The sequence below is a fragment of the Psychroserpens jangbogonensis genome (genome assembly GCF_000797465.1).
GTDB lineage: Bacteria > Bacteroidota > Bacteroidia > Flavobacteriales > Flavobacteriaceae > Psychroserpens > Psychroserpens jangbogonensis.
This window is the reverse complement of record NZ_JSWG01000003.1, coordinates 37,691-62,429: the sequence shown is the minus strand read 5'-3', so window position 1 is coordinate 62,429 and position 24,739 is coordinate 37,691. Positions and strand designations below refer to the sequence as shown.

The window sequence follows — 24,739 nt, the reverse complement described above, 5'->3', positions numbered from 1 at the left end:
ATTATTAGTTAATGAGATAGCGACGTACTTAGCAAGTTATACCATCACACAAGCTGATGTAGATGCAGGTGGAGTAAGTAATACTGTATTAGCAGATGGTGATAGTCCAGCAGGCACGAATGTTACAGATGAGAGTGATGATCCAAATGATACAGATGATGTAGATCCTGATGGAGATGGTGATCCAGATGATCCAACAGATACAGTAATTCCAGAGAATCCAAGTATTATAGCAGAGAAGAGTGCTAGTGTTACAGATAATGGTGATGGTGTATTAGGAGCAGGCGATGTAATCAACTATACAATCACAGTAGAGAACACCGGAAATGTAACCCTGACCAATGTTGGTTTAGTGGATACCTTAACGAACTTAGATGGAACTGTTCTAACAGTTACAGGACCAACATTTGATAGTTCAGATCAAGGAAGTTTAGAAGGGACATTATTAGTTAATGAGATAGCGACCTACTTAGCAAGTTATACCATCACACAAGCTGATGCAGATGCAGGTGGAGTAAGTAACACTGTATTAGCAGATGGTGATAGTCCAGCAGGCACGAATGTTACAGATGAGAGTGATGATCCAAATGATACAGATGATGTAGATCCTGATGGTGATGGTGATCCAGATGATCCAACAGATACAGTAATTCCAGAACTTCCAATATTGGATGTTGTTAAAATTGCTGATATTATTGATGATGGTGATAACATAATCGGAGTTGGTGATATAATTAACTATACAATTACAGTTTCTAATGCTGGAAATGTAACATTAGATAATGTGACTATTGCCGACACATTTACAGATCTCAATGGTATTCCTTTAACACTAGATTCAGGACCAACATATGTAGGACCATCGAGTTTAGGAAGTGGAGAAGGAGATTTATTAGTAGGAGAGGTAGCTACATATATCGCAAGTTATATTATCACTCAAGATGATGTAGATGCAGGAGGTGTAACAAATAGTGTAGTTGCGATGGGAGAGAGTCCAAATGATACAGTAACAGATGATACGAGTGATGATGGAGATGATACTGATGGTAATGATGAAAACGATCCGACAGAAACATTAACAGATTCAGATTTTGAAATATCTGTATTTAAAGAGGTAGATACTTTAGAGCCATTAATTGGTGATAATGTGACATTTACTATCACAGTATCTAATGAAGGTTTTGTAACTGCTACTGGAGTTATTGTTGAAGATGTATTGCCAAGTGGATATACATTTGTTGATGCAATTACAACTGCAGGAACTTACTTTGATTCAAGTGGTGAGTGGATAGTTGGCCAGTTAAATCCAGGTCAAGTTGAAGTTATGCAAATAACTGTTGAAGTTCTTGGATTTGGAGATTACTTAAACACTGCTTTAATTTCAAGTTTTGACGGAGGTGATGACCAAAATGACAATAATAATACTTCATCTGTAGGTGTTGATCCAATTTGTTTAACAATTTACAATGAGTTCTCTCCAAATGGAGATGGCGTAAATGAAGCGTTTGTTATAGATTGTATAGAAACCTTCCCAAATAATAAACTAGAAGTTTATAACCGTTGGGGAAATATCGTTTATTCAAAACGAGGATATAGAAACAATTGGAATGGAACTTCTAATGGAAGAGCTGTAGTCAATGGATCAGATCAATTACCTGTAGGTACATATTATTATGTAATCGACTTAGGTGATGGTTCTGAACCAAGAGTTGGATGGTTATACATTAATAGATAAAATTAGGCAAGATTAAAAACAATATTAAAATGATACAAAAATCATCATTAGTAAAAGGATTAATACTGTTAGTGTTTTGTGCACTAACGATTAATACTAGTTTTGCACAGCAAGACCCTCAGTATACGCAGTATATGTATAACACAATGAGTGTTAATCCTGCATATGCTGGGCAACGAGAAGTGTTAAGTGTAACCGGTTTATATCGAACGCAATGGGTTGGTATTGAAGGTGCGCCAAAAACACAGACTTTAGGAATTCATGCACCTCTTAGAAATGATAAGATTGGTTTAGGACTTTCTATAGTTAATGACGCTTTAGGTCCAGCAAACGAAACGTACATAGATGCGAATTTTTCATATACGATTCAGCTTAACGAATCATTGACAAAGTTATCCTTTGGTGTAAAAGCTGGAGCACATTTATTAGATACAGATTGGAGCAAAGGACGCTTTCAAAATCCAGATATAGCATTTAGTGAAAATATAAGTTTGTTTTCACCAACAGTTGGAGCTGGTTTGTATTTGCATAATAGAAAATGGTATGTTGGTTTATCTGTTCCTAATTTCTTAACCACAGAACACTATGATGATTATCAAGAATCTGTTGCCAAAGAACGAATGAACTATTATTTAATCGCAGGCTATGTATTTGATTTAAGTGAAAACATAAAGTTAAAACCTGCTGCTTTAGTTAAAGCAGTTTCGGGAGCACCTTTAATAGCAGATGTTTCTGCAAACTTTTTATTCAATAAGAAGTTTACTTTAGGTGTAGCTTGGCGCTGGGATGATTCTGTAAGTGGTCTAGCTGGATTCCAAGTTACTGACGGTTTATATATTGGTTATGCATATGATGCTACAACAACCAATTTGAATAATTACAATAGTGGTTCGCATGAAATCATGTTACGTTTTGAAATGCAAAAATTAGGTAGAATATTATCACCTAGATTCTTCTAAAAAAATGATTATGAAAACAAAAAGAATACTATCTATACTAGCATTTAGCCTTATTGTTACAATAGGCTATGCGCAAAAAGGAAAAGTTAGACAAGCTAAAAAAGAATTTGATAATTTAGCCTATGTTAAGACTAGTGAAATTTTATTAGAAGTTGCTAATAATGGTTTCAAATCTGTTGATTTACTTCAAAAACTTGCCGATTCGTTTTATTTCAATAATCAAATGAAAGAAGCTGCACAATGGTATGGTGAGCTTATGGCTATGAACGAAAACATGGATCCAGAGTATTATTTTAGATACGCTCAAGCGCTTAAGTCAATTGAAGATTATACAGAATCAGATATATGGATGACAAAATTCCATGAAGCAGATCGTAGTGATCTTAGAGGAAGAGCTTTTTCTTCAACTGTAGATTATTTGTCTATGATTGATGAGGCAAGTAGAGAATTTGAAGTCTACAATATGGATATTAATACTGAAGTTTCAGACTTTGGAACTACACAGTATCAAAACCAATTGGTTTTCGCTTCAGCTAGAGGTGGAGGAAAAAAATATAAGTGGAATGAACAACCATTCCTAGATTTGTTTTCCGCAGTAAAGCAAGAAGATGGTTCTTATAGTGAAGTAACAGCATTTAACGATCAAGTTAATAGTAAGTTTCACGAATCAACTGTATCCTTTACTCCAGATGACCAAGTCATGTATTTCACTAGAAATAACTATTATAATAAAAAGTATAAAAACAGTGAAGATGGTACAAATAGACTGAAGATGTTTAAGGCCACTTTAGAAGATGATAAATGGACGAATATTGAACCTGTTCATTTTAATAGTGACGAATATAGCGTTGCACATCCAACAGTAAACCTTACAGGAACTAAAATGTACTTTGCTTCAGATATGACCGGAACTTTAGGTGAATCTGATATTTTTGAAGTCGATATTAATCCTGATGGAACTCTTGGAGAGCCTGTTAATTTGGGAGCTTCAATTAACACTGAAGGTCATGAAACTTTCCCGTTTGTAAACTCTGAAGGTGATTTATTCTTTTCTTCTAACGGATTTACTGGTTTAGGAGGATTAGATGTTTTTGTGATTAGAGAATTCGAAAAAAGAAGAGAATTAAATCAACAATTGATATTAGAGAATATTGGTCGCCCAATTAATAGTCCAATGGACGATTTGGGTTACTACGAAAACGTTGCGACTAAAGAAGGCTTTTTTACATCCAATAGAGATGGCGGTAAAGGAGATGATGATATTTACAGTTTTACAATACCTGATTGTGAACAAGAGGTTGAAGGTATTGTAAGAGATGAAGAAACCGATGAACTCATCGTAGGTGCAAAGGTAACTTTGTTAGATGCAGAAGGTGAAGCACTCAACCAACAAATTGTTGGAACAGATGCAGCCTATAAATTTGAAAAATTAGAGTGCGAAAAGGAATATTTAATTAGGATTGAAGCTGAAGATTACGAAACGGTTGAAGAACGTTTTACAACACCTGATAGAAAACAAGATTTAGTTATAAATCCTAAATTGGAGAAAGATGTTAAAGGTATTGAAGAAGGAACCGATTTAGCACAAACACTTGGAATTCCAATTATTTACTTCGATTATGATAAGTTTAATATTCGTTATGATGCTGAAATTGAATTACAAAAAGTATTGGCAGTAATGAATCAATATCCAGATATGGTTGTTGATATAAGAAGTCATACAGATTGTAGAGCTAAAGCAGATTACAACGAAAAATTATCAGAAAGCAGAGCTCAGTCTACACGTGATTATCTAATTTCGAAAGGAATATCTGCAGGAAGATTAACTGCAAAAGGATATGGTGAATCTCAATTAGTTAACGATTGTGGTTGTGAACCAACTAATGATTCTGATTGTGCAGAAGAGCAACATCAACTAAATAGACGTAGTGAGTTTATTATTGTAAAGATGTAATATCTATTAAATAAAAGTTAAAAGCTGCCTTTTTTAAGGTAGCTTTTTTGTTTCTAGTTCATTATTAGAAATTTAGTTGTTATTTTTGTTTGCTATGATAGAAGAACACGTAATTCTTGTTAACGAGAATGATGAACAAATAGGCACTATGCCTAAAATGGAAGCTCATGAAAAAGCAGTTTTGCATCGTGCGTTTTCAGTTTTTATTTTTAATGATAACAATGAATTAATGCTGCAACAACGAGCAAAGCATAAATACCATTCTCCATTGTTATGGACAAATACATGTTGTAGCCATCAACGTGATGGTGAAACTAATTTAGAAGCGGGTAAGCGTCGTTTGCAAGAAGAAATGGGATTTGTAACAGCGTTACGAGAAACCATCTCATTTATTTACAAAGCACCTTTTGACAACGGTTTAACGGAACATGAATTTGATCATATCATGGTTGGTACTTATAATGATGAACCAATTATTAATCCAGAAGAAGTAGAAAGTTGGAAATGGATGCCTTTAGAATCTGTTAAAGAGGATATAGAACTTCATCCAGAATTTTATACAGAATGGTTTAAAATTATTTTTGATAAATTTTACGAACATATAAATATAGCTAGATAATGAGAGTAACGGTAAGTAGAAAAGCTCATTTTAATGCAGCACATCGTTTATATCGTAAAGATTGGAACTTTGATAAGAATGATGAAATCTTCGGAAAGTGTAATAACCCAAATTTTCATGGTCATAACTATGAACTTATTGTTAGTGTCACTGGAGATATCGATCAAGAAACAGGTTATGTAATCGATATGAAGGTTTTAAAAGATATCATTAAAGCTGAAGTAGAAGATGCATTTGATCATAAAAACCTTAATGTTGAAGTTCCAGAATTTAAAGACTTAAATCCAACTGCAGAAAATATCGTTGTTGTAATTTATAATAAAATAAAGCCTAAGTTGAATTCAGATTTTGATTTGGAAATTACACTATATGAAACACCACGTAATTTTGTGAAATATTCGGGATTATGAAACAACAGTTGTATCCAATTAAATTTAGACCCATATTAAAAGATAAAATTTGGGGAGGCGAGAAGCTAAACACATTGCTGAACAAAGAAACCAAACTGACTAATGTTGGTGAGAGTTGGGAGATAAGTGATGTAGAAGGAGATACATCTGAAATTACTAATGGTTATTTACAAGGACAATCACTCAAAGATATTTTAGAAACTTATAAAGCAGAACTGCTTGGAGATAAGAATTATAAAACCTTCGGAAATAAATTCCCGTTATTGGTTAAATTTATTGACGCTAAAGAAGATTTATCAATCCAATTACATCCAAATGATGAACTGGCTGCTAAACGTCATAATTCTTTTGGAAAAACCGAAATGTGGTATGTGATGCAAGCTGATGATGATGCAAACTTAATTGTTGGTTTTAATCAAGATATGACACCTGAAACATATTTGAAACATTTAGAAGACAAAACGCTTACCCAAATTCTAAATTTTGATAAAGTAAAAACTGGAGATACGTATTTTATAGAAGTTGGTCGTGTTCATGCTATTGGAGCTGGAGTATTGTTAGCTGAAATACAACAAACTAGTGATATTACATATAGAGTTTATGATTGGGATCGTGTTGATGATGAAGGAAACGAAAGAGATCTTCATAATGATTTAGCGATTGATGCTTTTAATTTTGAAATGGAGGATAATTTCAAAGTCGACTATGATCAAGACGAAAACACATCTAATGAAATGGTGAGTTGTCCTTATTTTACAACAAGTTTTCTTCATGTTACAGAACCAATATTAAAACTAAATACTAAAGATTCGTTTTTTATTTACATGTGTGTTGAAGGAGAAGCCTTGATTGAAACAGAGCATGCTTCAGAATTTATTAAACAGGGTGAAACCATTTTAATTCCTGCAGCAATAGAAACCTATAAAATAACGTCTACTAATGCAAAACTATTAGAAGTTTATGTTTAATTTTGTGGCAAAATAAATTTAAGTATTATGGCAAATGTTAGAGACCTAAAAAAAGATATCAATTTTGTTTTAGGAGATATTATTGAAGCAGTTTATGTTTGGGAATATACAAACACTGATAAGGATACAAAAAAGAGTGAAGCTATCATTGATGAAGCTATTTCAACTTTTGATGAATTAATTGCTAAAGTTAACGATAGAAGTGTCGAGAACAAAAAAGCACACTTTAAAACGATTAATAGCGAACTTGAGGAAAAAGGAAGAGCGTTAATCGAAAAAGTAAATAAATTATAAGCTTTTTTCATTGAGCTATTTGCAAATATCATTTACAAGTTTATATTTGCAGGCTGAAAAGCCGATGTAGCTCAGCTGGCTAGAGCAGCTGATTTGTAATCAGCAGGTCGTGGGTTCGAGTCCCTCCATCGGCTCAAAAATCAAAAAACTCCAATCGAAAGATTGGAGTTTTTTTTATATTGTTTTAATCCTAGACTTAGTTACTTTCTGATGAAGTTCTAAGGTCAATAGTTTCTTTTAGTAGTTTTCCGTACTTAGACTCTTTTATAGGAGGAGTTAATGTATTGTAAATAGTATCTAAATAACGAACGGTTGTATTAGGTACTTCATAAAGCGCTAAATAAGGCGCAACTTCACTGTTGGCATGGTGTAAAGCAAAACTAATAGTATAGGTATACTTTCGCTTCATGAAATTTAGTTGTTGCTGATCAAATGGAGTATTGGTCTTAGTTTCAAAATCAGATTGCATTAAATCCAAATTTCTATTATTCAATTTAAGTAAGGTTGATAAATACTCTTCAAGCACTACTTGTTGTTTTGACCCTTTAATTTTAGCATTAAAACTAAACAGTTTCCTAGTAGATTTTATTTCGGTAACACCAGTGTCTGCGAAAAAGGATACCCAGTTTTCTCGATCATCATTCTTATCTAATGTAAGAATCAATATCTCAGGCTCTTCTAAATCTGTATGCAATTCAAAATTTGGTTCACCTTTTATTTCAAGAGAATCTAATGTTATTATTAGAGAGTCCTGTTGTTTTTGTAAATAAACAGTTCCTTTTTTTAAACCTTTTACGTAACCCTTAAGTTTGAAGTTGTGCTGTTCTTCTTTTGCACAAGAAACCATTAGAAAACTAAGTAATATGACACCTAAAATATACTTCATGAATCTTTAAATTTTGAGCACAAATATATTAATCTTTTATTGTTTTAATACTAACTAACTGCTGCTAATTCCATCAAAATTGTACAACCAATGGCAGCAATAGTTCCTATGGCATAGCCAAATACTGCAAGTAAAACTCCAACGGTTGCTAACGATGGATGAAAGGCTGAAGCTACAATAGGAGCTGAAGCAGCTCCGCCAACGTTTGCCTGACTACCAACTGCTAAAAAGAAATAAGGTGCTTTAATGAGTTTAGCTACAACAATAAGAAGAATCGCATGAAATGTCATCCAAACAACACCAATAGCGATAAGTCCTAAGTTATCAAAAATAAGCATTAAGTCCATTTTCATACCAATACTTGCTACAAGAACATATATAAAAACACTACCAAATTTACTGGCACCTGCACCTTCATAATTCTTGGCTTTTGTAAAAGATAATGCTACAGCAATTATAGTTGCGATACTAATCATCCAGAAGAATTTAGATCCTAAAAAAGTAAATATATTCCTTGTGGTTTGAGAGTCGATACCAGCAACAAGATCATTAAAGAAGGGTGCTAAAAAGTTTGAGCATAAATGTGCAAAACTAACGGTTCCAAAGGCAATAGCTCCAATAATCATGATGTCTGCTAGTGATGGATTTCGTTTTACTTTTTCAGAAAACGTAGACATTTTTTCTTTTAATTCTTCAATTGAAGAGGTATCTGCTTGTAACCATTTATTAATTCGATTGCGTTTTCCAATTCCTATTAAAATAAGAGCCATCCATATATTAGCAACAACAATATCAACGAATACCATTCCGCCATAAAGTTTTTGGTTATATCCATAAATTTCTAGCATTGCTGTTTGGTTGGCTCCACCACCAATCCAGCTTCCAGCCAATGTTGAGAGTCCTCTCCAAACGGCATCTGCACCAAAACCTCCAACTGTTTCTGGAGATACAGCTGCAATTAATAAAATAGCAATTGGTCCTCCTATTACGATACCTACAGTTCCAGTGAAAAACATAACTAGTGCTTTCCAGCCTAAATTAAAGACGGCCTTTAAATCGATGCTTAAAGTCATTAAAACCAGGGCAGCTGGCAGTAAATAGCGACTAGAGACATAATAAAGACTAGAACTATGTTCTGTAATTGCACCTGTTTCTGAAACTGTTTGCCATTCAGGTGAAATCAATCCAACAGTTGTTAATACTGCAGGAATCATATAGGCCATAAATAAGCCAGGAACAATTTTATAAAATTTAGGCCAAAAACCTGTTTTTATCGATTCGGTTAAAAAGACAAACCCTAATGAAAGCATTAGAAGTCCGAAAACAATTGTGTCATCTGTAAAAAGAGGTGTGGTATCCATATTTTAAAATTTCTTTAGTGTCTGCAAAATACCAAAATAAAAGCGCATAAAAAAAACGACTCGCTATGAGTCGCTTTCAGTATTCTTTTTTGGTTTGGGTTGTCTGTTTTTTTCTTTAAGATATTGCATAAGCATCCACTCAATCTGACCATTGGTACTTCTGAATTCGTCACCAGCCCATTTCTCAATTTGCTTGAGCATATCTTCATTGATTCGTAATGCAAATGCTTTCTTTTTAGACATCTTATTTTTTTATAAATGTTTCGATCACTTCTACTAATTCTTCAGATAGCATAAAATCAGGAGTCATGTAGGAAGCCAAATTGTCTTCATCCTTTTCTATAATTTTCAAAACATGGTTCATTTTATCAATGATTACCAATTCTGATTTTGGATTGGCATTATGTAAATTATGAGCATCTTCAACCTTAACCTGAAGGTCTTTACTACCGTTAATAATTAAAATTGGTATGTTTAATTTTTTGATTTCTTCGTTAGGATCAAGTGGTAAATAACTAATTAAAAATTGATGATTTTGTTTAGCAAATAATCCAACTAACATTGGATTAACCTCTTTGATTGTACCTGTAGAATTTAATTCTTCAATATGTTGCTCGGCTATTTTTGCTAAATCAGGACTTTGAGCATTAAGTTGTTTGACTATGGTTATGTCTACGGATTCACCTAGTCCTGCTAAAGAAATGAATTTGTTTATGTTTTCATCAGCCGCCATCATTGATACTAAAGATCCTTGACTATGTCCAATTAAGGTAATACTGCTAAAAGTTTTATTGTTTTTGAAGGTATTTATTACTGCTTTAATATCGTTTACTAGGTCGTTAAATTCATAACTTTTTAGAATATGTTTTATATTAGAAGGTGTGACGTTACGTTTATCAAATCTAAAAAAAGCAATATCTTTAATAGCTAATGCATAAGATAAAGATTTGATATAATTTCCATTAACTCCAAATTGAGGTTGATTACCATTGCGATCTGGATTTCCAGAACCTGGAACAAAAATAACAAGTGGTTGTTTATTTAAATAGGGATTATAAGTTAATGTGCCAGGTAATTTAATACTGTCGTTCATTACTAAAACTTCTTTAGCTCTAAGATTTTTAATGATCTCTTGGCTAAATAAGAGCGTTGTCGATAGTAAGGCTAAACTAAAAAACAGATATTTCATCATTTGTTTATTTTTTTCTTATAAATCAAAATAGCTATAGGGAATAAAATACTTAATCCGATAATTAACGGAAGAATCCATCCATCCATATTACTATTGTTGCCTTTGGCAGATTCTACAATGCTATACGTAATTATTCCGAAGATAAACATTATAAATAGATTTGTAAACCGAACAATTCTTGTACTTAACCTATAGTTTTTAAGTGCATTTTCTTCGGTAATATTTACCATATAATTATGCAAATATGGATACCTGTTTATAATGTACAAACCAAAAAATAAAACAACACCAATAGCTGGGAGCAACCAGATCGTGATTTTTTCACTGTAACCATCAACTTCACCTTTGGCATTGAAGTGAGATGGAATACTATCTGGTAATTCTGTATAAGATATGATCGCGTATGCTATCAATAATATTAATATTGTAGCAGAAATAATATCTAGAACTATATCTAATCCTTCTAACGGGGCTTTTATTTTTGGTCTTCCAGTATTCATGATTATCTGTTTTTATCTCTTTCAAAAATAATATAAGAAATAGTATGTTCAATTGGTAAAATATTATTTACAACCCATCCTTCTCTAGCATGATTATTTATAAGGTCTTCAAGTTTTTCAACAGTATTTCTAAATCCTAATTTTGGTTTGACTACTTTATATTCTTTCATAATTTTTTGTTGTTTTCATCTTTAAAGATTACAAGAGCTAGAATAACACCTATTATAGTTCCTATTAATGAGCCATAAATTACTCCCATGGCAACATTACCTGATACAGCACCAATCGTTGTTCCTAGACTACTTCCTAGAGCAACACCAATAGCGATGCTATATGTTTGATTTTTATTCATTTTAATGATTTAGTGTACCAGTGTTAAGCACTGGAGACGCATCTTTATCTCCACATAATACAACCATTAAATTACTTACCATGGCTGCTTTGCGTTCTTCATCTAAATGAACAACCTCTTTTTTACTTAATTGCTCTATAGCCATTTCAACCATACTCACTGCACCTTCTACAATTTTATGTCTTGCTGCAACAATTGCTGTGGCTTGTTGACGCTTAAGCATTGCATTTGCAATTTCTTGAGCATATGCTAAATATCCAATTCGTGCTTCAAGCACTTCAATACCTGCAATTGATAAACGCTCATCAATTTCTGTTTCAAGCGCTGTACTTACTTCATTTACACTAGAACGTAATGTAATATCTTCGTCAACACCTTCATCTGCAAAATTATCGTAAGGATACATGCTTGCCAATTTTCTAACAGCTGCATCAGTTTGTACTCGAACAAAGTTTTCGTAATTATCTACATCAAAAGCAGCTTTATAAGTGTCTTGAACACGCCAAACTAAAATGGTGCTTATCATTATGGGATTTCCAAGTTTGTCATTTACTTTCAAACGCTCACTGTCAAAATTACTTGCTCTTAGCGATATTTTCTTTTTGGTATAAAAAGGATTTACCCAATAGAAACCATTCTTTTTTACAGTGCCAACATACTTTCCGAATAATAATAGTACTCTAGATCCATTTGGTTGTACCATTATAAATCCAGGAGCGATAAATATAGCTGTAACTATAGAAAGAACTGGCCAAGGACTTTGAAATGCAATCACTGTGATGATGCCTCCAAAAAATAATATAAGAAACACAATGAGCATTAGGTAACCATTTGCTGGGACTATTATTTTTTCTTCTTTCATTGTAATAAGTTTAAATTAAATAATTCAATATGATATTATTTTGATATCAAAGTTACATCAAAGATTTTAGATAAACAAATTGAGTTTGGCATACCATTTGCTTTATATAAAGTGTAAATGATTATGATGATATTAAACGAGGAGTGATTGCCTCAAATAAAGGAGTAAACATTTCATTTGGTTGGTTAGTAAAAAAGCATCTCAGACTTGAGATGCTTTTTTAATAGGCTATACTAGGTTTGTTGAACTTAGTTCTTTATAAAACTGACAAGCTCAGTAATTAGATCACTAGATATTAATCTGAATGATTCATTATATGATTTTGAGTTTTCCAGTTCTTTTCCTTCAATTATGAATAAAACGTGATTCATGTTCTCAATTATTTTAAACGTTGCTTTAGAAGATGAATTTTTCAAGAGTTCTGCTTCAGAAACTGGTACCTGTAAATCTTTTGTACCATTTATAATAAGTGTAGGTATTTCTAAGTTTTTAATAAGCTCTTGAGGACTGTATTGCATCCAACTCATCATAAAGGGTTGTACATCTAGACTAAAAATACTGCCCAAAGCTTGAGGATAATCTTTTGTGAGTTGTCCTTTTCTTAGGGATTCAAATGCACGCTTAGTGGCTTTTACAAGTGCTGGGTCCATCTGAGTAATCTGATCTATGACGACATTATCGATCGATTTGCCAGAACCTGCTAAAGAGATATATTGGTCAACGTTGTCTTGTGACGCTACTAAACCAACTAAACTTCCTTGTCCATGACCTATAACCACGATTTTAGAATAGATATCTTGAGATTTAAAATAGTCAATGGCAGCATTTGCATCTGTAATAAAATCATCAAAAGAGATGTTTGGATTTACTTTTCCTTTTCTAATTTGCTTTACTATTCGCTTATCATATCTAAACGTCGCTATGTTTTGATTAGATAAACCTTCGGCAAGTTTTTTTAAAACATTGTTTTTCTGAAAATTTTGATTTCCATTCCTGTCTGTTGGACCAGCATCAGCAATTATTATGGCTAGAGTAGGAGCACTACTATCATTAGGCGTTAAAAGTGTACCATCCACATGTTTATTAATTGATAGATCTTGAGCAGTGAAATTGACCTCTTGACCAAATCCTATTAAAGTACAGAGTAATAGTATATAGTTTATAAATGGTTTCATTTTCTTTTTTTGGAACTTTTCTTTATCAGATATCAAAAATACGTAAACGAATTTTGTTTATTCATAACGTTTTAAAATCATAATTATTTAAAAAAGGATGTAAATAACTTTGTTTTTCTTGTTTAATCATTTTGCATTTCATCGATGAAATGCATGTTTTCATCTTTAAATGTTAAAATTAAGTGTATTTCATCGATTAATTATGTATTTTAACTTGTACATTGAAATAGAGTTCTATATTTGAAGTGTACTAAAATTTAGTTTTTAGTTCAATGGATTAATTAATTAATATTTGCTTATGTATTGAGTTAGTAACCCTAAATCTATCACATAAATAAAACGCAAATTAGGAAAACCGAGATTGAGGGATCTCGGTTTTTTCTTGTTATATAGGTCGTATACTTCTAAAGGTTAAATTAATCCGTTCTCCTATAGTTTTCTTAGTCTTTGCAATTTGATGTAACCAATAATCTTGCATAGCACCTTTCATTATTAAAAGACTACCATGTTCTAAGTCTAGTTTATAACGTTCTTCTTTTAGTGTTCTGTGTTTAAAATGAAAAGGTCTAGCTACTCCCAAGCTTAAAGATGCGATAACTGGATTTTTCCCTAATTCTTTTTCATTATCTGCATGCCAACCAATACTATCGTTTCCATCTCTATATAAATTAATTAGAGCTGTTGTGAATTTTTGTTGTGCTTCTGTTTCAATGTTCTGTTTCAATTCTAATAATTCTATAGTAAAAGGAGTTGGATGCATTGTAATATTGGAGTAGGAGTATGAGGCTTTGTTTTCAGAATAAAGTGCAGTTAACCTAGGTTGTTTATGGGTTTTCCCGTATATAGTAATATCGTCATGTTGCCAGTCTACATTGGATTTTAATAACTCAAAATAGTGATTGGCATTCTGTTGATTTAAGAAATTCGGAATGTAAATGAGTTCTGCATTTGGAAGTTGTAAAATCGTTTTTTCTTCGGAAAATAAGTCCATCACTAAATTTTTATCTAAATTAGCTTATATCCTATGAAACTCAAAATTACAATCATATCAATAGTAATGCTTTTGTTTGCTTTCGGTTCTCAAGAATCAAAAGAACTTTCAGAAGGATTTGTGTATGCAAAAAACGTGATTCCTGATTTAAATATTGAGTTGCGATACCTAACGACCAATAATTTTGTTGGTGATACTATTGATGGTTACAAAGCTAATGTGCTCATCATTACTAAAGAAACTGCTCAGGCTCTCAAAAAAGTTCAGCACGAATTACAACAGCAAAATTTATGCTTGAAAGTTTATGATGGTTACAGACCACAACGTGCAGTTAATCATTTTATGCGTTGGGCTAAAGATTTAAACGATACGATTAATAAACAACAATTTTATCCAAATGTAGAAAAGCGTTATTTGTTTCGAGAAGAATACATTGCTACGCGTTCAGGCCATAGTAGAGGTAGTACTTTAGATGTAACTATTATTGATGGCATTACAAATGAGCCTTTAGATATGGGAAGTCCATATGATTTTTTCGGAAAAGAATCTTGGGTGAAACATTCAGATTTAACGGAAGCACAAATTGCTAATCGACAACTTTTACAAGAGGTTATGCTGAAACATAACTTTAGAAATTATGCCAAAGAATGGTGGCATTTTACATTGCGTTGGGAACCATTTCCCAATACCTATTTTGATTTTGAAGTTGAATAATTTATGATTAGTTACTACTATCGTTTTCAACTTTTGTTTTTAACTCCAGCATTTTATTGTGCCACCATTCTTGGTTAGTCGCTTGTTTTGCTAATGGTTCAACTAAGACAAGAGCTTCACTAAATTTACTTTGAGATTCAAGAGCAAGAAGTTTGTAAAAAGAAAAACTTTGCTGCACATCCTTATCGTTTGATTTCTTTAAAAAATAACCTGCTATTTCTTCTGATTCAGCATATAATGTTGCTTTATTGAGATTCAGTACTAATTCTGATAAATCTTCAATATCTGTATGGTACTTATTCTTAAGATCACTGTTTAAAATACGTTCGTAAAAATCTGTAGCAGCCTTTGAGTTTACAGTAGAAGCTAGGTTATAAAGAGTATCTCCTAAAAGTTCTTTGGGAGGTGAGACATATCTTACTTGATAAGGATTGTAAATAAGTGTAGATCCTCCTGGTACACCGTTTTTTTCTTGTTTGCCGTATGCTAATGAATCTGGAATTAAAGCGATGACTTCATCACCTTCTGCTAAGTAACTGTTTAACTCTGAAAAACCCTTAATAAGTGAAGTCTTACCATGAATAAAAGCAAATATCGAATCCTTATCTCCAGACGTAGTCCAGAAAACTTCAGGATTATCATTTATATATAGTTCTGTATACGCCTTTATTTTTGAGCCATCTTCAACTTTTTGTCCTGAACCTTCTTTCAAATAAATGTATTTAAGTCCGCTAGGTGTTGTAATCGTATCGTTTAAGACAATATTTCTGTTAAGGTCATTCTTTTTATCGCTACCACATGATGTTAACATTAAGGTAATTATCAATAGGAAAATTGAATTTTTCATAATGAATTATAAAGGTTATAGTTTGTTTTTACTTGAAGGCGAAGATATAAAAATTGAAAGAAATTAAGAATAGGAATTTCTCAAATAATACAAATCACTTGATTAATTTCCGGTGTTGTTTTAGACCGTAGTTTTCCGTTTTGAAATTTCAAAAATTCCTAATATTAGAATTCCGATAATAAATCCTTGCAAAAATATCATAGATAACCCAAAAGTAAAAGAGTCAGACCAAACAAGATTATTATTTACAGGACTATAGTCTCTATGAAAGCTTGTGACTATGATTACAAAACGTTCAAAGAAGAATCCAATTTTCATTAAAAATGCGACTATCAAAACGTATAAAAATTTCTTAGATAATTTCTTGATAAACAAGGTGAAAGGTAAAATAGCTGAAGAAAAAAACATCATCCAATATGTTGTTTTATACGGTCCAGTTGCTCTGTCAATAAAGGAGAATTTTTCAGGAAAGAAAATAAGCCCTATCAAAGAATAAATTATAGACACTATTGTGTAAAGTAATATAATCCAGCAAATTATATTCAATGCTCTTTTTGTTTCAAATCTGTTTTTGAAAAATAATTCAACCAAGATTAAAGTAAGTATTATTGGAATTAAACAGTAAATTAGATTAGCATCTACTATTTCAATAATCCATTTATATAATTCCATTCTTAAATTTTATGGTATTCTTAAAATTGTGCTTGGTGTATTCCAGTAGGATTAATTTTGTCTTTTCGTTACGCTCTTGACAGTTTAGACTAAAGACATGATATATTTATCAATGAAGTCTTATTTAATTCATTCCTAATCTAATGGAATTATAAGTACTGGTATTTTTGATTTTTTCACGATTTGCCCAGATATACTTCCGACAAATGCATTATAAAGAAAACCATGTTCATGATGACCAGCAATAATTAGATCAACATTTAACTTTTTAGATTCTTCCATAATCATTTCTATTGTAGCGCCTTGGACTAGTAAACCTTCAGCTGTAACTCCTTTTTCCTTAAGCTCATTAGAGAGTTTTTGAAGTAACTTATGTTCTTCTCTAAGTTCTGATGCGCGACTATCTCTTATATATTGTGGACCAACTTCGTAGCCAATAAAATCAGGATCTGGAGCAGCAATATGTACTAGCCATATTTTTGAATCAAATTGCTTAGCCAATTGGAATGCTTTTTCAACAAGCAATTGTTCGTCGCTATTAAAATCGATTGTAACTAATATATTTTTCATGACTCATTATTTTAATGACCTTTAGCGAATTCTTGCATGGTTTGTTATGCTTTACTAAAGATAAGAAAAATGAAGGAAAATAAGATTCAGAAACTGAGATTTTATGGGATCATAATTGTTCGTATTGATTTTAAAATTTCTATTTTGGAGTAGATACATTATAAATTACTGGCATTTGTCCTTTCCATTTATTCCATAATTTTTCATCACTAATTAGACTTGCCATAAAATGACCAACATTTATGCGACTGGTCTTACCAGCGTTAAAAATTGCACTTCTAGTTGGAGATGGGTGGATTTCATAATCGGTTACGTCATCATTATCAATTAAACCGTCTGGTCGCACAGCAGTCCATTCGATTAGTTTGTTGTTTTGCCCAACTTGGGTTCTTAAATAATCTGCAGCTTTTTCATTATCCACGTGAGGTGGTAAGAGTAATCTTAAAAGCCCGATTACAGCTTTTTGGGCAAACGAAATAGGTTCATTTAAATCACGATTGCGATTACCTGTTGTATTCATTAAAACAAATTTAGTAGGTCTTTCTGGATTATTTGCTTCTATAGCTTGGCATAATCTACGAGTAGCATCTGTCACCAACTTTCTAGGTTGTCCATAGATTCCTTTCCAGTTCATATTATGTCCTAAACATGATGCGACGGCATGACAATCAAGGGTCAAGTCTATAAGTTCTTTATCATTAAAATCTAAAAGACTTGCAGAAATAATTTTCACGTGCTCATTGTTTTTCCATGTATGTGGCAATTTTTCAGGAGATCTAACAACTGCCTTAACTTCATGTCCTTGAATTAAAAGTTGCTCTACAAGTTGTCTTCCTGTTGCGCCGCTTGCACCTACTACTAAAATGTTCATATGATTTATTTTTTATTCTTTTTAATTAGAGTTTGATTCTTACTTGACGACAAATTCGTTCATATGTTACAGATATGAGAATTGCGTACAATGATTATGGATTTATAGAAATTTGGATTTTTATTTATAGTATTCATGTTAAGGTTCTGCTCTAAAAGTATCACTGTCAATTCCTTAAATATTTGTTAAATTCTGTTAACAAGGGTTAATTGCCGTAACAATATTAAAACAATGTCGTCTATAGAATATAAACAATCGAATAAATCAATTATGAGAACATTAAATACAAATAGAATAACAACGACATCAAATACAACGAAAACCTTTGTTTGGAATTCGAAAAGACGTTACAATTAAACTAAAAGTAAAAACATATAATAACCATTCAATCAACTAAATCATGAGAACATTAAATACCAACAGAATTACAGCAAAATCAAACGCAACGAAAACATTTGTTTGGAATACAAAAAGACGTTATAGTTAGTACCTCGTTATCGAAAGATAACTCATCAATCAAAACAATCAGTAAACACCCTTGTTAATTTATTTTTTCAAGGGTGTTTATTTTTATATCAGTTTTTAAAAGCTCGAATTTTTCGATTATACAGCGAAAACGATTAATTAATTGTGTTGTTTTGTGGATTGTTACTTAGAGATGAGCCATGCGATTCTATCATATGATAATATGTAATGGATTATTATTACTACTCCAAAAGCAAAACTAAGTTTTACTAACCCCAAATTGTACAAAGAATAAATCGCAATTGAGAATATTCCAAATTCAATAATGAGACGTACAATTCCACGAGTTGGAATTACAGTTTTTCCTGAACGGCTAGGATCGTCTGGAACTGCAAATATTCCCCAAATTGCTGCGAGAATAATCGGAATACCAAATGCTAAGACAAATTTTAACCATCCTTCCGTTTGATTCCATCCCCAAACTCCAACTGAGATTAAGGCACAAATTTCAAGAATGAATCGAACTAATAAGTTGATTGGATGTGATCCCATTTTTATTTTTTATTATAACAGCTGTTGCAGTACGATTTCTTATGTCTAGAGTTTTAGTTTAAATCTTTTTCAGGACATTTTTACCCGTTATTGCCATAGAAGTTAGTACACCAGAGAATAAGGCGCCTCCAACTCCTGCAGTTACGATATCTTGTCCTGTTAAATAAAAGTTTTTGATTGTTGTTTTTGGTTTTAAAAAAGGTTGTCTGTATCGAGAAGGACTATGGTCTAATCCATAAATTTCTCCTTTTTCATAATTCACAAAATGTTGTGTTGTTAGAGGGGTAGATAATTCGTAACAATTTATTTTGCCTTCTACTTGTGGTAGTTGTTTATAAACTTCTTTTAATAAGCGTTGTGCAATTTCTTCTTTTTTAGCTTCATAATCTTCACCTCTTTTTTTCCATGGTGTTCCTTCCCATTTTTCGAATGTTTCGAATGGAATTAAGGTAATAACATCAATAGTACTTTTACCTGGATAGCGATTGGACCAATCTGGATCTTTTGCAGAAGGAAAAGAAAGATATACTAATGGAAAGGGTTGAGATATATCTTTTAAATAGTTTTTAATACAAGTGTCATGATCATTATCTTTTGGGTAAACCCAATAATTGGTTTTTGGAATGCCAAGTTCTTCTGGAGTTCCATCTAAACCAATATACAAACTAGCATGAGCTACAGATTGCTTTACTTTTTGTAACTGTTTCTTTAATTGTTGTTTCTCAACTGTTTGTAATGGCAGTAGCGTGTTATATGTCGTCATTATACCAGCATTGCTAACGATATTTGCAGCTCTGAATTGTTTTCCATCTTTCATGCGAACACCAACAGCAGTATTTTTTTTAATAATTACTTCATCTACTTCTGCGCTTACCAAAACGGTTCCGCCAGAAGCAGCTATTATTGGATCTACTTTTTTTGCAATTTGAGAAGATCCTCCAATTGGAAAACTTCCACCATCAAAATAATGCCTTGCTACAGAGGCATGCATTGAAAAACTACTTTGTTTAGGTGGTAAACCGTAATCACCATATTGAGCAGTAAGAACCTTTATTAGAGTTTCGTTGGTTGTTAATGACCGAAGAACTTCATAGGTTGTTTTATCTGAGTATTTGTAAAATGGTTTTTTCAGAAATTTACCAAATAGAGTATTCCATAAGGGTGAAATACCCTTACTTATATAATAGTTTTTACTTGTTTTCACAGCTTTAAAAACTAAATCGACATAGGCATTAATTGCTTGTTCTTCTTTAGGGAAATAAGCAATCATTTGTTTTTTAAAATTCTTTACCCCTTTTACAAAATCATATTGCTGATCACCTATAATAATTCGATCATATACATCTCCCATATCTGCCCATTTTAATTCACCATTACTGATATAATCAAACAGTTTTTTTAAAAGACTGGTCTCACGTTGCATTTCTCCTATATAATGTATTCCTACATCCCATTCGTAACCTTTGCGCTTAAAGACATGTGTGAAACCACCAGGTGTGTAGTGCTTTTCTAAGACCAATACTTTTTGTCCTTCTTTTGCTAAAATAGCAGCAGTAGCAAGTCCTCCCATTCCAGAGCCTATAATAATTGTATCATATGTCTCCTGTAGTAACGCCTTTTTCTTATAGGATTGAATCATTTATTTATTTTATAATATGTTACAACACCTTGAATGTTGTCGTTTAATTGCAGTCAAATTGTGTCTTTTTATTTTTCCACTGAATCCAATATTCTTGTAAACCTTCAGGAGTAGTTTTTAACTCGCTAATATTTAATTTATGACCTTTCATTAATACGCCACTTAGTTGCAGTTTTCTTTCAGATAAAGCTGGAGTATGATTCCATCCACCTACGTGGTCAAAAGATGTATAAGCATTACATTTTGCGAGAACAGATATAAAGGGAATAGATAATTTATAAGTAACATGTCCAGAACCCATTCCTTTGGTAGTCATGCTGATTTTCGAAAAATCAACTTTTCTGTAGTCTCCGGAATGATATAATACCTTTAGTTTATCACCTACAGCCTGAGACATTTTATTTGAAAATTGGTGAGCAACATCAGATCTTTTTACAAATTCAGGTCCAACATAAGTTCCTTCACAACCATCAGAAGAGCATTTGATTTTGGTATCTTGAACTACTATATTTGCTAGCTTTTTTTTAGAATTATTACAATTAATAAAACACAGTCCTAAAACTAAATACGTAACTAATTGTTTCATTTAAGGAAATTATTCACTTTGTTAGCATTTCGTTATTTATTCTATAATTTGGTAGTCAACACTTAGTTTTCGCAATTCTCTTAAAGAGGAACCTGAGTTTTTGTCTTAAACTTCAATGTCTACATTGACTTCTTCTTTGAATATACTTGTAATTTCATCTGTCAAGAATTCATCTATATTATATAAAATCTCTGAAACACAAAATATTAATGTAATAATGTGTTAGCATTGAGGTGAGTCTGCGCTATTCATTTACAATATTATACGTTCTAAATTTTTCGATTTCCTTATTAATAAATTCTGTTTTTTTATTAATTGATAATAACCCATTTTGAATTAATTCATTAAACCATAGAGAAAAAACTTCGGCTCCTTGATAATTGATATGTCCAAAATCTCCAAATTGATTATCTTTAAGAGGGAATTTATCAAAATCTAAAAAATCTAGATTTTCAAATTTTTGCTTTTTTAAACTAAGTAATGCCTTCTCATTTTCTCTAGGAAAATATTTGTGTTGAGGGCTTCTTATTAAAAAGACTTTAACATTGTTAATGTTACAATAATTAATAATTTTTTCTAGATAGTTTAAATTTTCAATAGATAATTCCCGTGCTTTAGGAGTATTAGTATTAGTATTTAGTTTTTGGATTTCCTCTTCTATATTATTTCTTATTAATTTTTTATACCCACCATATTTAGGTTCGATTGTGATGAAATCAAAAGACAGTACCCGAGATAAATTATTACGAGTTGAAGTCGAAATAGCATTCAAGAAATCTTGTGAATTTTTCTCATACAAGAACAGCATATCATCTTTTTTCATAAAAGGTGAGTGCCAAGGAAAATATGCATTCATTTTTTCGTGGCCCCAGATCCACTCATCCATTTTTTTGTCTATCAAACTATTTGAGTATTCGATAAATACAGCTTGAATATTATTGTTTGGAATAATTTCTTTAACTTTTTGATATGTAAAAAAGTACGATTCTCCAGATAGAGAAAGGTTTTTAAAATTTTCTAATAAATCGTCATCAAATGCACACTCTGGATGTGAATGACCGAATATTAGATATTTGTATTCCTCAGAAAGATTAAAATCTGAAGTACGTTTTATTGTATAATGAATTAATAAAACAAAGGCTATTATGCCTATAGAAAACGTAAGAAGTATTAAAACAGTTTTATTTATAAAAGTCTTCATAGTTAAAATTGAAAATATATAAATTGTTGTTCTTTGCCTAAAAACATAAATATTAATAAAACAATACTGAAATATAATGAAAGGCGAAGGTATTTGTTCCAACGAAAACCAATCTTTTCTAATGCATATTCAGATGTTCTACCTTTCCATTCAATTATAATAAACAAGATTATCATTATAATAACTTGTAGTGTGAATAATCTTGAGGTTTTAAATTTTGGAAAATCAAAAATTGAACTTGAAAATATGGTAGATAAATAGGAAATAGCGTGACCAATATTTTCTGCTCTAAAAAACACCCAAGCCAAAACAGTTAAACTAAATGTAATTCCTATTTGAAACAATTCCTTAAAAGACGGTAAATATTTTCCTTCTGCAACCGTATCTTTGTTTGTTCTATTTTTATTAAGTAATAGTAATGGTAAAAAGTATAAAGCATTTAATGCTCCCCAAATAATAAAAGTCCAATTTGCACCATGCCAAAATCCACTTACTATAAATATTATAAATGTATTTCTAACTTTCATCCAAGTTCCACCGCGACTTCCTCCCAATGGAATGTATAAATAATCTCTAAACCAAGTTGATAATGAAATATGCCAACGCCTCCAGAATTCAGCTATATCTCTTGAGAAATAAGGAAATGCAAAGTTTTGTTTAAGGTTAAATCCAAAAAGTCTTGATGTCCCAATTGCTATATCAGAATATCCTGAGAAATCTCCATAAATTTGGAATGTGAAAAATATTGCTCCTAAAACTAATGTGCTTCCTGAATAGGAATCTGAATTGTTAAATATTTCATTCGCTAACTGTGCTGAATTGTCTGCGATTACTATTTTTTTGAAGAGTCCCCATAAAATTTGCCTTAATCCGTCGACTGCCTTAGTATATTCAAAAGTCCTTTTTTTATAAAATTGGGGTAATAAATTTGATGCTCTTTCAATTGGTCCAGCAACTAATTGAGGAAAGAAACTTACAAATGCTGTGAAAGCAATAAAGTCTTTTGTTGGTTCAAGTTTTCTTCTGTAAACATCAATTGTATAGCTCAAAGTTTGGAATGTATAAAAACTAATTCCAACAGGCAGAATAATATTTAACGAATTTGCATTTAATTCTGTTCCAAAAAAGGAAAAGGCAGAAACAAAATTATCAAGGAAGAAATTATAGTATTTAAAAAATCCTAAAAATCCAAGATTTACTAGTATACTAATCCATAGTAATACTTTTCTTTTTAAAACATTCCCTTCAACTAATAATCTGCGACCAACGTAATAATCAATAATTGTACTAAACAAGATTAACGATAAAAACCGCCAGTCCCACCAGCCGTAAAATGTATAACTCGCAAGAACAATTAAATAGTTTTGGAGTTTTAGGTTCTTATTAGCAACAAACCAATATAAGACGAAAACTATAGGCAAAAATACTGCAAAATCTATTGAGTTAAAAAGCATTTATTTTTCTGTTCTTTAAATGTTTGTAATTCTGTTTCTTTTTATGACGCACATTGTTTTCATATATAGATCTCTTCGTTGTTGTATTTCGTTGTCTTGGTCTAAATTAGTAAAAGAAAACGAACCTGAGAAATATCCATAAGGTTTTCAGGATAAACCTTAACAGATCAATAAAATATACTCTTTTTGACATTTTTTTGACATTTCATTTGCAGGTTTAACACTGAAGTGGACATATATTCGTGGAAATAAAAATTATAATATCATGAAAAATATCAAATTTGTTGTGTTGTCGTTAGTCGTATTAGTAATAATGATTGTTGCTAGTGGTTATACTAAAGCCACTCCAGTTTTTCACGAAAATGAGGAGGTTCTTGTCATTGGAAAGAAACAAAATCAAACAGTTAATTTATTTGTAACGCATGGACATTGCAGTACACCGTTTGCTGGAATTGTTAATGATTTAAAAGTGGGTGTAACTAAACGAGATGACTTGGGTAATCCCCTAGAAAACATGAAGATTTCTTTTGAAATAAACCCTAATACATTTAACGTGTGTGCAGGAGATGACTTAACAGCGAGAATTAAAACACCTGGTTTATTTATTGGAGAGAATGATGAAAATATCACTTTCAAATCTACTATTGTTTATACAATGGGAATCGATTGGTATCAAGTAAATGGTAAAATGTCTATAAAAGGAGTTGAAAAAGATGTTAAGTTATTTGTAACTGGCGTTAGAGATCCAAAAGATGCAATGGCTAGTTCACTTGTTTTACAAGGTCAAATGAATCTGTTTGATTGGGAAATTGACTATGATTTGATTGTTAATGGTATTTCGGACACTGTTCCAACTAAATTGATGTATATCAACATGAAAATTGATATGCAAAACATTCAATAGCAATAA

Annotated in this window: 28 protein-coding genes and 1 tRNA gene; 10 read left to right on the top strand and 19 right to left on the bottom strand. The window is 31.7% G+C overall.

From position 1 onward, the window contains the following. The 8 genes from RH81_RS02310 to RH81_RS02275 all read left to right on the top strand — a co-directional run. The coding region (locus RH81_RS02310) for a T9SS C-terminal target domain-containing protein (RefSeq protein WP_033957126.1) at window positions 1-1,735 on the top strand (1,735 nt) is incomplete at its 5' end. A 29-nt stretch (window positions 1,736-1,764) separates the two neighbouring features. Further along, window positions 1,765-2,694 carry a PorP/SprF family type IX secretion system membrane protein gene (locus RH81_RS02305; RefSeq protein ID WP_033957123.1) on the top strand — a complete coding sequence of 310 codons (930 nt, stop codon included), beginning with the start codon at window positions 1,765-1,767 and terminating at the stop codon, window positions 2,692-2,694. A gap of 10 nt (window positions 2,695-2,704) precedes the next feature. After that, window positions 2,705-4,648 (top strand): OmpA family protein, encoded by a 1,944-nt coding sequence (locus tag RH81_RS02300; protein WP_033957148.1) that lies wholly within the window; start codon window positions 2,705-2,707, stop codon window positions 4,646-4,648. 94 nt (window positions 4,649-4,742) lie between these two features. Next, the gene (idi, locus tag RH81_RS02295) at window positions 4,743-5,267 is read left to right on the top strand and encodes an isopentenyl-diphosphate Delta-isomerase (protein ID WP_033957120.1); all 525 of its coding nucleotides are present in this window, start codon (window positions 4,743-4,745) and stop codon (window positions 5,265-5,267) included. After that, window positions 5,267-5,677, top strand: coding sequence for a 6-pyruvoyl trahydropterin synthase family protein (locus RH81_RS02290; RefSeq protein WP_033957119.1), 411 nt, complete (start codon window positions 5,267-5,269; stop codon window positions 5,675-5,677). Before idi ends, RH81_RS02290 begins: the two co-directional genes overlap by 1 nt. Next, window positions 5,674-6,645: a type I phosphomannose isomerase catalytic subunit gene (locus RH81_RS02285; protein ID WP_033957118.1), complete on the top strand. Its 972-nt coding sequence runs from the start codon at window positions 5,674-5,676 to the stop codon at window positions 6,643-6,645. Before RH81_RS02290 ends, RH81_RS02285 begins: the two co-directional genes overlap by 4 nt. 27 nt (window positions 6,646-6,672) lie before the next feature. Continuing rightward, window positions 6,673-6,939: a hypothetical protein gene (locus RH81_RS02280; RefSeq protein ID WP_033957117.1), complete on the top strand. Its 267-nt coding sequence runs from the start codon at window positions 6,673-6,675 to the stop codon at window positions 6,937-6,939. Between the two features lie 60 nt (window positions 6,940-6,999). Next, window positions 7,000-7,073 (top strand) — tRNA-Thr (locus RH81_RS02275). A gap of 62 nt (window positions 7,074-7,135) precedes the next feature. Here the strand turns inward: RH81_RS02275 and RH81_RS02270 are convergent. The 10 genes from RH81_RS02270 to RH81_RS02230 all read right to left on the bottom strand — a co-directional run bounded on the left by RH81_RS02270 (window position 7,136) and on the right by RH81_RS02230 (window position 14,258). Further along, window positions 7,136-7,825: a DUF4369 domain-containing protein gene (locus RH81_RS02270; protein WP_033957114.1), complete on the bottom strand. Its 690-nt coding sequence runs from the start codon at window positions 7,823-7,825 to the stop codon at window positions 7,136-7,138. Window positions 7,826-7,875: 50 nt separating this feature from the next. Further along, window positions 7,876-9,186 (bottom strand): DUF819 family protein, encoded by a 1,311-nt coding sequence (locus RH81_RS02265; protein ID WP_033957110.1) that lies wholly within the window; start codon window positions 9,184-9,186, stop codon window positions 7,876-7,878. Between the two features lie 63 nt (window positions 9,187-9,249). After that, complete coding sequence (locus tag RH81_RS02260) at window positions 9,250-9,429, bottom strand: type II toxin-antitoxin system antitoxin (protein WP_033957107.1); 180 nt, start codon at window positions 9,427-9,429, stop codon at window positions 9,250-9,252. A gap of 1 nt (window position 9,430) precedes the next feature. Continuing rightward, window positions 9,431-10,378, bottom strand: a complete 948-nt coding sequence (locus RH81_RS02255; RefSeq protein ID WP_052172387.1) for an alpha/beta hydrolase — start codon at window positions 10,376-10,378, stop codon at window positions 9,431-9,433. Continuing rightward, window positions 10,375-10,878, bottom strand: a complete 504-nt coding sequence (locus RH81_RS02250; RefSeq protein WP_033957100.1) for a DUF1648 domain-containing protein — start codon at window positions 10,876-10,878, stop codon at window positions 10,375-10,377. The genes RH81_RS02255 and RH81_RS02250 overlap by 4 nt, the downstream gene beginning before the upstream one ends. A 2-nt stretch (window positions 10,879-10,880) precedes the next feature. Further along, window positions 10,881-11,048: a DUF4177 domain-containing protein gene (locus RH81_RS16715; RefSeq protein ID WP_081988171.1), complete on the bottom strand. Its 168-nt coding sequence runs from the start codon at window positions 11,046-11,048 to the stop codon at window positions 10,881-10,883. Further along, window positions 11,045-11,230, bottom strand: coding sequence for a hypothetical protein (locus tag RH81_RS02245; RefSeq protein WP_033957097.1), 186 nt, complete (start codon window positions 11,228-11,230; stop codon window positions 11,045-11,047). Before RH81_RS02245 ends, RH81_RS16715 begins: the two co-directional genes overlap by 4 nt. 1 nt (window position 11,231) lies before the next feature. Then, complete coding sequence (locus RH81_RS02240; protein WP_033957094.1) at window positions 11,232-12,092, bottom strand: SPFH domain-containing protein; 861 nt, start codon at window positions 12,090-12,092, stop codon at window positions 11,232-11,234. A gap of 248 nt (window positions 12,093-12,340) precedes the next feature. Continuing rightward, the gene (locus tag RH81_RS02235; RefSeq protein WP_033957091.1) at window positions 12,341-13,267 is read right to left on the bottom strand and encodes an alpha/beta hydrolase; all 927 of its coding nucleotides are present in this window, start codon (window positions 13,265-13,267) and stop codon (window positions 12,341-12,343) included. A 385-nt stretch (window positions 13,268-13,652) separates the two neighbouring features. Then, a complete protein-coding gene (locus tag RH81_RS02230) occupies window positions 13,653-14,258 on the bottom strand; it encodes an alpha-ketoglutarate-dependent dioxygenase AlkB family protein (protein ID WP_033957088.1) in 606 nt (201 codons plus the stop codon). A gap of 33 nt (window positions 14,259-14,291) precedes the next feature. On the opposite strand from RH81_RS02230, the gene RH81_RS02225 reads away from it, so the two are divergent. Then, complete coding sequence (locus tag RH81_RS02225) at window positions 14,292-14,972, top strand: M15 family metallopeptidase (RefSeq protein ID WP_033957085.1); 681 nt, start codon at window positions 14,292-14,294, stop codon at window positions 14,970-14,972. A 7-nt stretch (window positions 14,973-14,979) separates the two neighbouring features. Here the strand turns inward: RH81_RS02225 and RH81_RS02220 are convergent, their stop codons facing one another. From RH81_RS02220 to RH81_RS02180, 9 genes are all read right to left on the bottom strand, one after another. Further along, the gene (locus RH81_RS02220; RefSeq protein WP_081988170.1) at window positions 14,980-15,819 is read right to left on the bottom strand and encodes an FKBP-type peptidyl-prolyl cis-trans isomerase; all 840 of its coding nucleotides are present in this window, start codon (window positions 15,817-15,819) and stop codon (window positions 14,980-14,982) included. A gap of 120 nt (window positions 15,820-15,939) precedes the next feature. Further along, window positions 15,940-16,491: a hypothetical protein gene (locus tag RH81_RS02215; protein WP_033957079.1), complete on the bottom strand. Its 552-nt coding sequence runs from the start codon at window positions 16,489-16,491 to the stop codon at window positions 15,940-15,942. Window positions 16,492-16,626: 135 nt separating this feature from the next. Then, entirely contained in the window at window positions 16,627-17,061 is a 435-nt protein-coding gene (locus tag RH81_RS02210; protein WP_033957078.1) for a universal stress protein, read from the bottom strand. Between the two features lie 139 nt (window positions 17,062-17,200). Next, window positions 17,201-17,932 carry an NAD(P)-dependent oxidoreductase gene (locus RH81_RS02205; protein ID WP_033957068.1) on the bottom strand — a complete coding sequence of 244 codons (732 nt, stop codon included), beginning with the start codon at window positions 17,930-17,932 and terminating at the stop codon, window positions 17,201-17,203. Window positions 17,933-18,580: 648 nt separating this feature from the next. After that, window positions 18,581-18,949: a YrdB family protein gene (locus tag RH81_RS02200; protein ID WP_033957065.1), complete on the bottom strand. Its 369-nt coding sequence runs from the start codon at window positions 18,947-18,949 to the stop codon at window positions 18,581-18,583. Between the two features lie 58 nt (window positions 18,950-19,007). Further along, on the bottom strand, window positions 19,008-20,588 hold the full coding sequence (locus RH81_RS02195) for a phytoene desaturase family protein (protein ID WP_033957063.1): 1,581 nt from the start codon (window positions 20,586-20,588) through the stop codon (window positions 19,008-19,010). Window positions 20,589-20,631: 43 nt separating this feature from the next. Continuing rightward, window positions 20,632-21,174: a hypothetical protein gene (locus RH81_RS02190; RefSeq protein ID WP_033957061.1), complete on the bottom strand. Its 543-nt coding sequence runs from the start codon at window positions 21,172-21,174 to the stop codon at window positions 20,632-20,634. 244 nt (window positions 21,175-21,418) lie between these two features. Further along, a complete protein-coding gene (locus tag RH81_RS02185; RefSeq protein WP_033957059.1) occupies window positions 21,419-22,375 on the bottom strand; it encodes a hypothetical protein in 957 nt (318 codons plus the stop codon). 2 nt (window positions 22,376-22,377) lie between these two features. Beyond that, the gene (locus RH81_RS02180; RefSeq protein ID WP_033957056.1) at window positions 22,378-23,829 is read right to left on the bottom strand and encodes an MBOAT family O-acyltransferase; all 1,452 of its coding nucleotides are present in this window, start codon (window positions 23,827-23,829) and stop codon (window positions 22,378-22,380) included. A 265-nt stretch (window positions 23,830-24,094) separates the two neighbouring features. Here RH81_RS02180 and RH81_RS02175 point away from each other — a divergent pair, with 265 nt between their 5' ends. Further along, window positions 24,095-24,733 (top strand): YceI family protein, encoded by a 639-nt coding sequence (locus RH81_RS02175; protein ID WP_081988169.1) that lies wholly within the window; start codon window positions 24,095-24,097, stop codon window positions 24,731-24,733. Window positions 24,734-24,739 lie beyond the last annotated feature (6 nt).

What these genes read in the sequence shown, in the direction of transcription:
- RH81_RS02185 (WP_033957059.1), bottom strand. Translation starts at nt 22,375, where the DNA reads ATGAAGACTTTTATAAATAAAACTGTTTTAATACTTCTTACGTTTTCT.
- RH81_RS02235 (WP_033957091.1), bottom strand. Translation starts at nt 13,267, where the DNA reads ATGAAACCATTTATAAACTATATACTATTACTCTGTACTTTAATAGGA.
- RH81_RS02195 (WP_033957063.1), bottom strand. Translation starts at nt 20,588, where the DNA reads ATGATTCAATCCTATAAGAAAAAGGCGTTACTACAGGAGACATATGAT.
- RH81_RS02265 (WP_033957110.1), bottom strand. Translation starts at nt 9,186, where the DNA reads ATGGATACCACACCTCTTTTTACAGATGACACAATTGTTTTCGGACTT.
- idi (WP_033957120.1), top strand. Translation starts at nt 4,743, where the DNA reads ATGATAGAAGAACACGTAATTCTTGTTAACGAGAATGATGAACAAATA.
- RH81_RS02270 (WP_033957114.1), bottom strand. Translation starts at nt 7,825, where the DNA reads ATGAAGTATATTTTAGGTGTCATATTACTTAGTTTTCTAATGGTTTCT.
- RH81_RS02290 (WP_033957119.1), top strand. Translation starts at nt 5,267, where the DNA reads ATGAGAGTAACGGTAAGTAGAAAAGCTCATTTTAATGCAGCACATCGT.
- RH81_RS02260 (WP_033957107.1), bottom strand. Translation starts at nt 9,429, where the DNA reads ATGTCTAAAAAGAAAGCATTTGCATTACGAATCAATGAAGATATGCTC.
- RH81_RS16715 (WP_081988171.1), bottom strand. Translation starts at nt 11,048, where the DNA reads ATGAAAGAATATAAAGTAGTCAAACCAAAATTAGGATTTAGAAATACT.
- RH81_RS02200 (WP_033957065.1), bottom strand. Translation starts at nt 18,949, where the DNA reads ATGGGATCACATCCAATCAACTTATTAGTTCGATTCATTCTTGAAATT.
- RH81_RS02205 (WP_033957068.1), bottom strand. Translation starts at nt 17,932, where the DNA reads ATGAACATTTTAGTAGTAGGTGCAAGCGGCGCAACAGGAAGACAACTT.
- RH81_RS02280 (WP_033957117.1), top strand. Translation starts at nt 6,673, where the DNA reads ATGGCAAATGTTAGAGACCTAAAAAAAGATATCAATTTTGTTTTAGGA.
- RH81_RS02180 (WP_033957056.1), bottom strand. Translation starts at nt 23,829, where the DNA reads ATGCTTTTTAACTCAATAGATTTTGCAGTATTTTTGCCTATAGTTTTC.
- RH81_RS02225 (WP_033957085.1), top strand. Translation starts at nt 14,292, where the DNA reads ATGAAACTCAAAATTACAATCATATCAATAGTAATGCTTTTGTTTGCT.
- RH81_RS02215 (WP_033957079.1), bottom strand. Translation starts at nt 16,491, where the DNA reads ATGGAATTATATAAATGGATTATTGAAATAGTAGATGCTAATCTAATT.
- RH81_RS02285 (WP_033957118.1), top strand. Translation starts at nt 5,674, where the DNA reads ATGAAACAACAGTTGTATCCAATTAAATTTAGACCCATATTAAAAGAT.
- RH81_RS02230 (WP_033957088.1), bottom strand. Translation starts at nt 14,258, where the DNA reads ATGGACTTATTTTCCGAAGAAAAAACGATTTTACAACTTCCAAATGCA.
- RH81_RS02240 (WP_033957094.1), bottom strand. Translation starts at nt 12,092, where the DNA reads ATGAAAGAAGAAAAAATAATAGTCCCAGCAAATGGTTACCTAATGCTC.
- RH81_RS02210 (WP_033957078.1), bottom strand. Translation starts at nt 17,061, where the DNA reads ATGAAAAATATATTAGTTACAATCGATTTTAATAGCGACGAACAATTG.
- RH81_RS02175 (WP_081988169.1), top strand. Translation starts at nt 24,095, where the DNA reads ATGAAAAATATCAAATTTGTTGTGTTGTCGTTAGTCGTATTAGTAATA.
- RH81_RS02300 (WP_033957148.1), top strand. Translation starts at nt 2,705, where the DNA reads ATGAAAACAAAAAGAATACTATCTATACTAGCATTTAGCCTTATTGTT.
- RH81_RS02250 (WP_033957100.1), bottom strand. Translation starts at nt 10,878, where the DNA reads ATGAATACTGGAAGACCAAAAATAAAAGCCCCGTTAGAAGGATTAGAT.
- RH81_RS02190 (WP_033957061.1), bottom strand. Translation starts at nt 21,174, where the DNA reads ATGAAACAATTAGTTACGTATTTAGTTTTAGGACTGTGTTTTATTAAT.
- RH81_RS02245 (WP_033957097.1), bottom strand. Translation starts at nt 11,230, where the DNA reads ATGAATAAAAATCAAACATATAGCATCGCTATTGGTGTTGCTCTAGGA.
- RH81_RS02305 (WP_033957123.1), top strand. Translation starts at nt 1,765, where the DNA reads ATGATACAAAAATCATCATTAGTAAAAGGATTAATACTGTTAGTGTTT.
- RH81_RS02220 (WP_081988170.1), bottom strand. Translation starts at nt 15,819, where the DNA reads ATGAAAAATTCAATTTTCCTATTGATAATTACCTTAATGTTAACATCA.
- RH81_RS02255 (WP_052172387.1), bottom strand. Translation starts at nt 10,378, where the DNA reads ATGATGAAATATCTGTTTTTTAGTTTAGCCTTACTATCGACAACGCTC.